A 9178-nucleotide genomic window follows, 5' to 3' on the forward strand; every position below is an offset into this window, starting at 1 on the left:
CGGCCGGCGCCGTGTCGGTGAGCGCGGCCGCACTGGCCGTCGGTGTAGGGCTCCTGACGAACCTCGGCGTGAAGCTCGTTCTGGCCGGCGGTCTGGGAGGCGGCAGGTTCGCCGCGGCCCTGGGTGGACTGCTGGTCCCTGTCGCCCTGGCCGTCGGTCTCGGCATGGTGGTGGCCCTGTGATCGTGGGGGTCGGAGCGATGCGGGGCTGACCGGCGGTCAGTCCGGGTTCGACGGCGGCCGCGTCGCCCACGTGATCACGGGCCCCAGCGTGGACTCGTCGACCAGCTCCACTCGCTCCCGTGGCAGCAGCAGCCGGGCCATCGGTTCGTCCGGGGTCTTGCGCAATTCTCTGCGCAGCGCGGCCATGAGCACCCGGTCCGACCACCGCAGCCGGTCCGGGTCCAGGTCTCCGCGCAACTGGAAGACCGTGACCGCGCGGCCGGTGGCCGTGACGAGCTTCTGCGCGAGGGTGCCGCGCCCGGGGTCGTCGGCGGGGGAGAGGGCGACGACGACGAGCGCAGTGGGGCCCGGAGCCGATCGGATAGCCCGGATGATGCGCCGCCGCCCGAGGATGGTCGCGACGTACTGGGGAGCCAGGACGATCAACGGGTCGGCGGCGGCTGCGTGCCCCGGCGAGTCGAGTTCCACGGCGCGAGTGCCGAGCTTCTCGGCGAGTGCGTCCGCGTACCGACGAGTGGAGCCGTAGCGGGAGGTGAAGGTGACGAGGGGGTGGTTCACATCCTGGAGTGTGTCACTCGGAGTACGAGACCTCGACGCGATCGGTCTTGGGCAGGAGCTGGCAGCTCAGCACGTACCCTTCCTCGACCTCCTCCGGGTCGAGGATGCCGTTGTGGATCATCTCGACCTCGCCGGACTTCAGGACGCAGGCACAGGCGGAGCACTCACCCTTGCGGCAGGAGAACGGAGCCTTGATCCCCTTCGACAGCAGGACGTCGAGCAGCGGGGTGTTGCGGGGCCAGGAGACCTCGTGGGTCTCGTCGTCGAGTTCGACGATCGCCATGGCCGGCCCGGCGCCGTCATCCGAGGGCGAGTCGTCGATCACGATCTCGGCGAACGGGTCGCCCTCGATCGAGGAGAAGGCCTCGGTGTGGATGAGGTGCATGTCGGCACCCGCGCGGCGGAGGCCGTCCTTGACGGTCTCCATGAACGGTGCCGGGCCGCAGATGTACGACTGGCGCTTGGTGGCCACCGGGTGGAGCAGATTCCCGATCATCTCGGGGGAGGGGATGCCCGACACCGATTCGAGCCAGTGCAGGACGGTGAGCCGGTCGGGGTTCTCCCGCTGCAGGGTCTGCAGTTCGTCCTTGAAGATCACGGATTTCTCGTCGCGGTTGGCGTAGACCATGACGATGTGCCCGGTGCCCTGGGAGAGCGCCGACTTGAGGATCGACATCACCGGGGTGATTCCGGAGCCGGCGGCCAGGAGGATGAAGTCCTGGTCGAGATTCTTGGGCGTGAAGATGCCCGACGGTGCCAGGACGTGCATGGACATGCCGACCTCGGCGTTGTCACACAGCCAGTTGGATCCATAGCCGTCCACGGTGCGTTTGACGGTCACCTTGAGACGGGAGTCCTCGGTGGGGGAACTGGAGAGGGAGTAGCACCGCGCCACGGACCCGGTCCGGTCGCTGGGGATCCGCAGGGTGAGGAACTGGCCGGGGGTGTATCGGAAATCGTCCTCCGCGCCGGCCGGGATCTCGAAGACGATCGACTTGGCGTCGGCCGTCTCCTCGATCACCTCGGCGATCGAGAGTTCGCGCACGAAGGAGCCGAGTTGTGGGGTGGCGGTCATGGGTTGGGAGCCTATCGCTTGCGTGCGGCGGTTCGGGAGGTCACTCCGGGACGTCCTACTCCGGGACGAACAGAGGGTTGACCATGTGATCGGTGTCAGCGGGATCGACGCCGTCGGCGAGCGTGATCAGACCCTCCGCGTAGGCGTACCGGATGCTCGCGAGCATCCGGGGGCACGTGTCCTCGCCCTGGGGCCGCTCCCCGCCCGCCCGCCACTCGGAGAGCACGGGGCACGCGCGGTCACTGTTCGCGGTCCACTGGATCGAGGTGTGCTTCTCGCTGTTCTTGCGAACGGACGCGCAGGTCCCGCACGTGCGGCACTCCACGGGCTGGAAGCCCGCCCGGGTGTAGGTCTCGCGGTCGAGGTCCGTGTCACCGTGCAGACGCGCGGCGCGCGCCGGGTCGGACCGATCCCAGGTGGGGGCGCGCCGGGCGTCGTGCTGCTTGAACATCAGGTCTCCGCTCGGGAGGCGTTCGCTTCCCCGGCGACCTCGGCCATCCCGGTGTACTGGGTCTGCTCGTCCGAGGTCTCGGCCTCGCCCGCCTCCTGCTTGCGGAGGTTCTCGGCGACCTCGCTCTCCCAGTACGTGTTGGCGGCGGTGGTGTCGACCTCGAACTCGAAACGCTCCTGCATCTCGGGCTCTACCTTGTCCCGGTCCACGTAGAACTGCTCGTACCAGCGGCGGAGCTGGTAGACGGGTCCGTCCTCCTCGCACAGCAGCGGGTTCGCGATCTGGGACTTGCGCTGCCAGATCCTGACGTCCTGGAGGAACCCCTCGCCGAAGAACGTGGCGATCTTCGCGGCCATCTTGGCGGAAGTCGCGTCGTCGAAGCCCGCGGGCTTCTTCACCGAGAGTCCGTACATCAACACGAACGAGTTCTGGTCGATCGGGTAGTGGCAGTTGATGAGGATGGCTTCGGTCTCGAAGTCGCCGTACTTCTGCTTGAGGGGGTTGATCATGTACGCGGGGCCGAAGTAGGACGCCTCGGACTCCAGAAGGGTGTCCCCGTACTTGCCGCCGGTCGGGTCGTGGTCCGGCCGGCCCTTGGTGTTGAGGTACTGGGTGGCGGTCTGGCCCTCGAAGACGTTCTTGAAGTACGTCGGGAACGCGAAGTGGATGTAGTAGAAGTGCGCCATGTCGACGACGTTGTCGACGATCTCCATGCAGTTCGACCCCTCGATCACGAGGCGGTTCCACTCCCAGTCGGTCCACTCGTCGGTGCCGTACTCGGTGACTACCGGGATCGCGTCCTCGTCGCGGGGCGGGTTGCCCTCGTGGTCGTGCCAGACGAAGACCTGACCGGATTGGATGTTCGTGGTCCACGCGCGGGTCCTGGCGCGCAGGGGGACCCGCTTGGCGTAGGGGATGCCCTTGCACTTGCCGTCGCCACCCCACCGCCAGTCGTGGAACGGGCAGGCGATGTTGCCGTCCTTGATCTCGCCGTCGGAGAGGTCGCCTCCGAGGTGGCGACAGTAGGCGTCGAGGACCTTGACCTCGCCCTGGTCGTCCGCCCACACGACGAGCTTGGTGCCGAACGCCTGGATGGAGTGCGGTTTGCCGTCGCTGAACTCCTTGACGGTGCCGATGCAGTGCCAGCCGCGCGCGTAGCGTTCCCGCGCCTCACCCGTGTCGATCTCTCGGACGGCTCCGGGGGCCGAGCCAGTTGCGGTCATGATGATCCTCCTGAGGGCATGAGCCGGATGAGAACAGGTTATAGAATCGGGTTGCCGGTCACAACCAATCCCCGTCGGCGCTGGCACGGGGTGCCATAGCCTGCACTCGGGGGTATTCAGTCTGGTGCAAAACTGTAACGTGTTCTAGTCTAGGGTCAAGCGGCCTACAAAAGCCAGAGAGGGATCACATGAGCGAGCACGCCAACCACGAGGTCATCGACCGGATCAAAGCGCTGCTGCCCGGTTTCGCCGAGCGTGCGCAGGAGACCGAGGACCTACGCCGGGTCCATCCGCAGAACATCGCGGAGCTCGACGAGGCCGGTTTCTTCAAGCTCTGCCAGCCCGCCCAGTGGGGCGGGTACGAGGCGGACATGGAGGCCTTCTACACGGCGGCCATGACCATAGCCTCCGCGTGCCCGTCCACCGGGTGGTGCGCCAGCATCCTGGGGATCCACAACTGGCACCTGGCCCTGTTTCCCCAGCAGGCGCAGGAGGACGTGTGGGGGTCGGACACCACAGTCCGTATCTCGTCGTCCTACGCCCCGATGGGTGCGGCCACGAAGAACGACGACGGGTATCTCCTCAACGGCAAGTGGTCCTGGTCCTCGGGCTGTGACCACGCCGACTGGGTGTTCGTCGGCGGTCCGGTGCTGGACGCAGACGGCAAGATGATCGACTTCTGCACCTTCCTGGTCGAGAAGTCGCAGTACGAGATCCTCGACGTCTGGCACGTCGCCGGACTCAAGGGCACCGGGTCCAACGACATCCTGATCAAGGACGCGCTCATCCCCGCGCACCGCGTGCTGTCCTTCGGGGACATGGCCAACACGACCAGCCCGGGTCTCGAGGTCAACACCAACCCGATCTACCGGATGCCGTGGGGAACCATCCACCCCACGACCATCTCCACGCCGATCGTCGGGATGGCGTTCGGGTGTTACGAGGTGCACCGCGAGCACCAGCGCGCGCGGGTCCGCGCCGCGTTCGGCACCAAGGCCAAGGACGACCCGTTCGCCAAGGTGCGGCTCGCGGAGGCGGCGGGCGACATCGACGCCGCATGGCTGCAGCTCATGCGGAACGTCCGCGAGGAGATGGATCTGATCAAGGCCGGCGAGTTCCCGGGCATGGACATCCGCACCCGCGCCCGCCGGGACCAGGTCCGCGCGACCCAGCGGGCCATCGACGCGATCGGGCTGCTGTTCCAGAACTCGGGCGCCCGCGCGCTCGAGGACACCTCGCCGATCCAGCGGTTCTGGCGCGATGCCAACGCCGGTCGGGTCCACGCGGCCAACGAGGCGACCAAGGCGTACATCATGTACGGACAGAACGAGTTCGGCGAGAAGGTCGCGGACTCCATGGTCTGATCCGCCGGAGCCGATCGAGAGGACTGACTTGGCATGGCGATAAGCAACTTCGGGTATGTGCGGATCTACGCGACCGACATGGAGGCCTGGCGCGAGTACGGCACCAAGGTGCTCGGGTTCGTCGAGGGCAAGGGCGACGACCCCGACGCGCTCTACTTCCGTATGGACGAGAACCCGCATCGGTGGATCATCGTCCCCGGGCCGGAGGACACGCTCGCCGCGGTGGGCTGGGAGTGTGCGAACGAGGCGGAACTCGACGACGTCAGGCGCCGTCTCGAGGACGCCGGGGTCCCCTGGGAGGAGGGCTCGGACGAGGTGAAGCGGGACCGGAAGGTCCGCGGACTGATCACGTGCCAGGACCCCGCCGGGTTCACGCTGGAGATCTACCACACCATCGCGCTACAGCACCGCCGCATCCCCACGCCCTACGGCCACGAGTTCGTCACGGGGGACCAGGGTGCCGGCCACATCGTGCTCTCCACCCCGGACGAGGTCGCGGCGCTCGAGTTCTACCGCGACGTCCTGGGATTCTCCCTCCGCGACTCGATGAGTCTGCCGCCGGAGATCGTGGGTCGACCGGCCGACGGGGAGCCCGCCTGGCTGCGCTTCCTCGGGTGCAACCCCCGCCACCACTCCCTGGCGTTCACACCCTTCCCCAACCCGACCGGGATCATCCACCTCATGGTCGAGGTCGCGTCGGCCGACGACGTGGGGCTGGCGCTGGACCGGGCGTTGCGCAAGAAGGTCAGGATGTCGGCCTCGCTCGGTCGTCACGTCAACGACAAGATGCTCAGCTTCTACATGAAGACGCCCGGTGGTTTCGACTGCGAGTACGGCTGCGAGGGCGTGCAGGTCGACGATGCGGACTGGGTCGCGCGGGAGTCCACGGCGGTGAGCCTGTGGGGACACGATTTCTCCGTCGGCTTCAAGTAGAAGCCTAGGCTGGCCTCCCGGGCGGGACCGCCCGGGAGGCGATGACGCCCACGCACCACCCCAGTCCAGGGAGGACCGACTTCACATGAGCAGCACCGACCACCCCCCGGAGGGACAGAGCTTCTCCAGCCGGGACCTGCGCGACGCGCTCGGCCAGTTCTGTACCGGGATCACCGTCATCACGGCGGTCACGGAGGACGCGCCGGTCGGTTTCGCGTGCCAGTCCTTCTCCGCCCTGTCCCTCGAACCACCCCTGGTGCTGTTCTGCCCGATGAAGACGTCCGGCTCGTGGAAAGGGATCGAGGCGGCCGGCAGGTTCTGCGTCAACATCCTCTCCGAGGAACAGGAGGGCGTCTCCTCCACCTTCGGCCGTCGCGGCGACGACAAGTTCGCGTCGATCGACTGGTCACCGAGCCCGCTCGGCTCGCCGGTGATCCACGGCGTGATGGCCTGGTTGGACTGTGAGATCGACCAGGTCCTCGACGGTGGCGACCACTGGATCGTCCTGGGCCGGGTCGCCCATCTCGGACCGACCGAGCGGGACGTCCGGCCGCTGTTGTTCTACCGCGGCGCATATCTGAGTATCGAGGAGGACATCGTGGATCCGACGCCCGAACAGGAAGAGCTCGAGAACTTCATCACGTCCGCCGACTCGTACACGTGGCTGTGAGCGGCGCGATGGACGGGGCAGCAGTGGACGGGGCAGCAGGGGCGACCGCGCCGTTGGCGCGGGCGCTGGCCGAGGCGGAGGAGATCATCCGGTCGGCGCCGCACGTGCGGACCGAGGAGGACGTCGCGGAGGGGCTCGACTATCTGCTCGGGACCATCCGCGGGGCCATCGAGACCGGCCAGCACCGCGGACGCACACACCCTCAGTTGTTCCAGGCCACGGGTCCGTACACCAAGATGGGCCTGGACAACCCGGACACCCTGTACTTCTACGCCAACCTCGCCGACGGCGCCGAGTACGTGATCGAGGGTCGTCGCGGCACCACCGCGGACCTGTCGTTCCAGGTCATGGCAGGGACGTACTCGGCCGACGAACGCGCCGCGTCGCACGCCGCGTTCGACGACCGTGCTCTCGAGATCGACGACGACGGTCGGTACCGCTTCCGCCTGGGGCCACCACGGCATGACGACGACGAGGGCGACTCCGGCTACGTGGTGCTGCACCCGGGGTCGTCCATGATCGCCGTCCGCGAGGTGTACTCCGACTGGAGCCGGGAGGTGGCCGGGTCGGCGATCCTCCGCAGGGTCGACACGGTGGGCACCGCGCCGGAACCGGTGACGCTCGCCGGGCAGGAGAAGTTCTACGCCAAGCTCGCGCAGGCGCTGGTCGGGAGGCTGCGGACGTGGTTGGCGTTCCCGGAGTGGTTCTTCGGTGACCAGGAGCGCAACACACTGAACGAGCCCCGGCAGACCCCCGGCGGGCTCACCACCCAGTTCTCCTCGGCCGGGGTCTTCGAGCTCGGGGCCGATGAGGCCATGGTGATCTCCGTTCCCGTCGCGGGGGTCCCGTACCAGGGGTTCCAGCTGGGCAGCATGTGGTACGCCTCGCTCGACTACGTGCATCACCAGACGAGCCTCACCGCGGACCAGGCGCACGTCTCCGAGGACGGCATGATCCACCTCGTCGTGGCCGACCGCGACCCCGGTCTGGCCAACTGGATCGAGACCCTGGGGCACCGCGAGGGCATCATGCAGTTCCGGTGGCAGCGGGTGAGCGAGCCCATCACCCCGGAGCTCGGTCCGGCGGTCACAGTGGTGCCGTTCGACCAGCTCGCGAGCGAGGTCCCCGGCTACGACGACCAGCGGGTGAGCTCCGAGCAGTGGCGCGAGCGCATCGCCGCGCGGCAGGACGCGTTCGCGCGGAGAGGACTCTCATGACCGGATCGACCGTGACCGACGACGAGCGGGTGCACGTCGGGACCGTCGAGGACCTCCACGCGAGCGCCTCCCGGGCGATCGGGTTGGAGGACTTCGGCGATGGGCAGGACCACCACCGCGAGGCACTGGGCGTCCTCCTGGACTCCCTGCACTCCGATGCCGGGCTCACCCCGGCCGGGAGCAAGTACTGGCGGTCCGTGCTCAAGGGCGCGATGGTGGCGCGGCTCGTCTCGCAGGCGGGCTTCACCGCGGACCCGGCCCAGGCGGACATCGAGATCGTGCGGCCCGTCGTCGTCACCGGGTTGCCCCGGACCGGGACCACGGCGCTGCACCGGCTCCTCGGCGCCGACCCCGCCAACCAGGGGCTCGAGCTGTGGCTCACGGAGGTGCCCAAGCCGAGGCCGCCGCGGGACCAGTGGGAGGACGACCCCACCTACCGGGGACTACGCGACCTGTACGCCGGGTTCATGTCGGAGAATCCCGACTACGGAGGAGTGCACTACATCTCCGCCGACGACCTGGAGGAGTGCTGGCAGTTGCTGCGCCAGTCCGCGACGTCGGCCTCGTACGAGTGTCTCGTCAGGCTCGACGGGTACTCGACATGGCTGCAGAGCGTGGACTGGGTCCCCGCGTACCGACGGCACAAGCGGAACCTTCAGTTGATCGGTGCGGACGACCCCGATCGCCGCTGGGTGCTCAAGAACCCGAGCCACCTGTTCGCGCTGGACGCACTCCTCGAGGTGTACCCCGACGCCGTGGTGGTGCAGACCCACCGTGATCCGCGGAAGTCCATGGCGTCGATGTTCTCGCTGGCGCACCGGACCGCCGCGGACTGGTCGACCCGCTTCACCCCGGACTACATCGGGTCCTCGCAGCTCGACCTGTGGGCGCGGGGCGTGGCCGAGTTCGACGCGGTCCGTTCACGGCACGAGGCGGACCCGGGCTCGCAGGCGACGTTCGTCGACGTCAACCACCGGGAACTGATCGAGGACCCGGCGGGAGTGGTGGAACGGGTGTACGCCGCGGCCGGCGCGGGGCTCGACGACGACGTGCGGGACGCGGTCGAGGCGGAGAACGCCAGGAGCCTGTCCGGCGACCGCGCACCCGCACACCGCTACACACTCGCCGACTACGGGGTGACCGAGGACCAGATCGCCGAGCGGTTCGCCGGCTACCGGGGCCTCGAGGACTAGGCGGGTCCTCGACGACCAGGCGGGGTCGCGAGGCCAGGTACGTCGGTCCGGAGCCGGATCAGAGGTACTGCCGGGCCCCCTCGATGATGCGGTCGGCGACGTCCTCCTTGCACACGAGCAGGTCCGGGAAATCTATCTGCTCGACGTTGTAGACCAGTTCTGACCCGTCGAGTCGGCTGGCGTGCAGTCCGCGCTGGCGTACCACTCCGTAGGTGGCGGCCGAATCCCACTGGTGGTGGCCACTGGTGTGGATGTAGGCGTCGCACTCGTCCTCCACCACAGTGGCGGTCTTGCCACCACCCGAGCCGAGGC

At 68.1% G+C, this 9178-nt stretch carries 10 protein-coding genes and 1 pseudogene; 6 read left to right on the forward strand and 5 right to left on the reverse strand.

From position 1 onward, the window contains the following. The coding region (locus G6026_RS02760) for a hypothetical protein (RefSeq protein WP_206682002.1) at positions 1 to 182 on the forward strand (182 nt) is incomplete at its 5' end. A gap of 36 nt (positions 183 to 218) precedes the next feature. Here the strand turns inward: G6026_RS02760 and G6026_RS02765 are convergent. The 4 genes from G6026_RS02765 to G6026_RS02780 are packed head-to-tail and all read right to left on the reverse strand — an operon-like array spanning position 219 to position 3489. After that, positions 219 to 740 carry a flavodoxin domain-containing protein gene (locus G6026_RS02765; RefSeq protein WP_182612200.1) on the reverse strand — a complete coding sequence of 174 codons (522 nt, stop codon included), beginning with the start codon at positions 738 to 740 and terminating at the stop codon, positions 219 to 221. A 13-nt stretch (positions 741 to 753) separates the two neighbouring features. Further along, on the reverse strand, positions 754 to 1815 hold the full coding sequence (locus tag G6026_RS02770; RefSeq protein WP_182612201.1) for a ferredoxin--NADP reductase: 1062 nt from the start codon (positions 1813 to 1815) through the stop codon (positions 754 to 756). Between the two features lie 55 nt (positions 1816 to 1870). Beyond that, a complete protein-coding gene (locus G6026_RS02775; protein ID WP_107755734.1) occupies positions 1871 to 2266 on the reverse strand; it encodes a hypothetical protein in 396 nt (131 codons plus the stop codon). Continuing rightward, positions 2266 to 3489, reverse strand: a complete 1224-nt coding sequence (locus tag G6026_RS02780) for a Rieske 2Fe-2S domain-containing protein (protein ID WP_107755735.1) — start codon at positions 3487 to 3489, stop codon at positions 2266 to 2268. The genes G6026_RS02775 and G6026_RS02780 overlap by 1 nt, the downstream gene beginning before the upstream one ends. A 188-nt stretch (positions 3490 to 3677) precedes the next feature. On the opposite strand from G6026_RS02780, the gene hsaA reads away from it, so the two are divergent. From hsaA to G6026_RS02805, 5 genes are all read left to right on the forward strand, one after another. Further along, positions 3678 to 4853, forward strand: a complete 1176-nt coding sequence (gene hsaA, locus G6026_RS02785; RefSeq protein WP_107755736.1) for a 3-hydroxy-9,10-secoandrosta-1,3,5(10)-triene-9,17-dione monooxygenase oxygenase subunit — start codon at positions 3678 to 3680, stop codon at positions 4851 to 4853. A 33-nt stretch (positions 4854 to 4886) separates the two neighbouring features. Then, positions 4887 to 5786, forward strand: coding sequence for an iron-dependent extradiol dioxygenase HsaC (gene hsaC / locus G6026_RS02790; protein WP_182612202.1), 900 nt, complete (start codon positions 4887 to 4889; stop codon positions 5784 to 5786). Between the two features lie 85 nt (positions 5787 to 5871). Continuing rightward, a complete protein-coding gene (gene hsaB / locus G6026_RS02795) occupies positions 5872 to 6456 on the forward strand; it encodes a 3-hydroxy-9,10-secoandrosta-1,3,5(10)-triene-9,17-dione monooxygenase reductase subunit (protein ID WP_107755738.1) in 585 nt (194 codons plus the stop codon). Positions 6457 to 6464: 8 nt separating this feature from the next. Further along, on the forward strand, positions 6465 to 7673 hold the full coding sequence (locus tag G6026_RS02800; protein ID WP_107757974.1) for a hypothetical protein: 1209 nt from the start codon (positions 6465 to 6467) through the stop codon (positions 7671 to 7673). Next, positions 7670 to 8866 (forward strand): sulfotransferase, encoded by a 1197-nt coding sequence (locus G6026_RS02805; RefSeq protein WP_107755739.1) that lies wholly within the window; start codon positions 7670 to 7672, stop codon positions 8864 to 8866. Before G6026_RS02800 ends, G6026_RS02805 begins: the two co-directional genes overlap by 4 nt. A 58-nt stretch (positions 8867 to 8924) precedes the next feature. Here the strand turns inward: G6026_RS02805 and G6026_RS02810 are convergent. Continuing rightward, positions 8925 to 9178 (reverse strand): annotated as a pseudogene (locus tag G6026_RS02810) (inositol monophosphatase family protein); the annotation flags it as partial.

Origin of the sequence: Dietzia sp. DQ11-38-2 (assembly GCF_014145055.1) — a bacterium.
In the GTDB taxonomy this organism is placed as follows: domain Bacteria; phylum Actinomycetota; class Actinomycetes; order Mycobacteriales; family Mycobacteriaceae; genus Dietzia.

Bases quoted from the DNA above. Each gene is read 5' to 3' on its own strand.
- G6026_RS02770 (WP_182612201.1), bottom strand. From the start codon at position 1,815: ATGACCGCCACCCCACAACTCGGCTCCTTCGTGCGCGAACTCTCGATC.
- G6026_RS02775 (WP_107755734.1), bottom strand. From the start codon at position 2,266: ATGTTCAAGCAGCACGACGCCCGGCGCGCCCCCACCTGGGATCGGTCC.
- G6026_RS02780 (WP_107755735.1), bottom strand. From the start codon at position 3,489: ATGACCGCAACTGGCTCGGCCCCCGGAGCCGTCCGAGAGATCGACACG.
- hsaA (WP_107755736.1), top strand. From the start codon at position 3,678: ATGAGCGAGCACGCCAACCACGAGGTCATCGACCGGATCAAAGCGCTG.
- hsaC (WP_182612202.1), top strand. From the start codon at position 4,887: ATGGCGATAAGCAACTTCGGGTATGTGCGGATCTACGCGACCGACATG.
- hsaB (WP_107755738.1), top strand. From the start codon at position 5,872: ATGAGCAGCACCGACCACCCCCCGGAGGGACAGAGCTTCTCCAGCCGG.
- G6026_RS02800 (WP_107757974.1), top strand. From the start codon at position 6,465: ATGGACGGGGCAGCAGTGGACGGGGCAGCAGGGGCGACCGCGCCGTTG.
- G6026_RS02805 (WP_107755739.1), top strand. From the start codon at position 7,670: ATGACCGGATCGACCGTGACCGACGACGAGCGGGTGCACGTCGGGACC.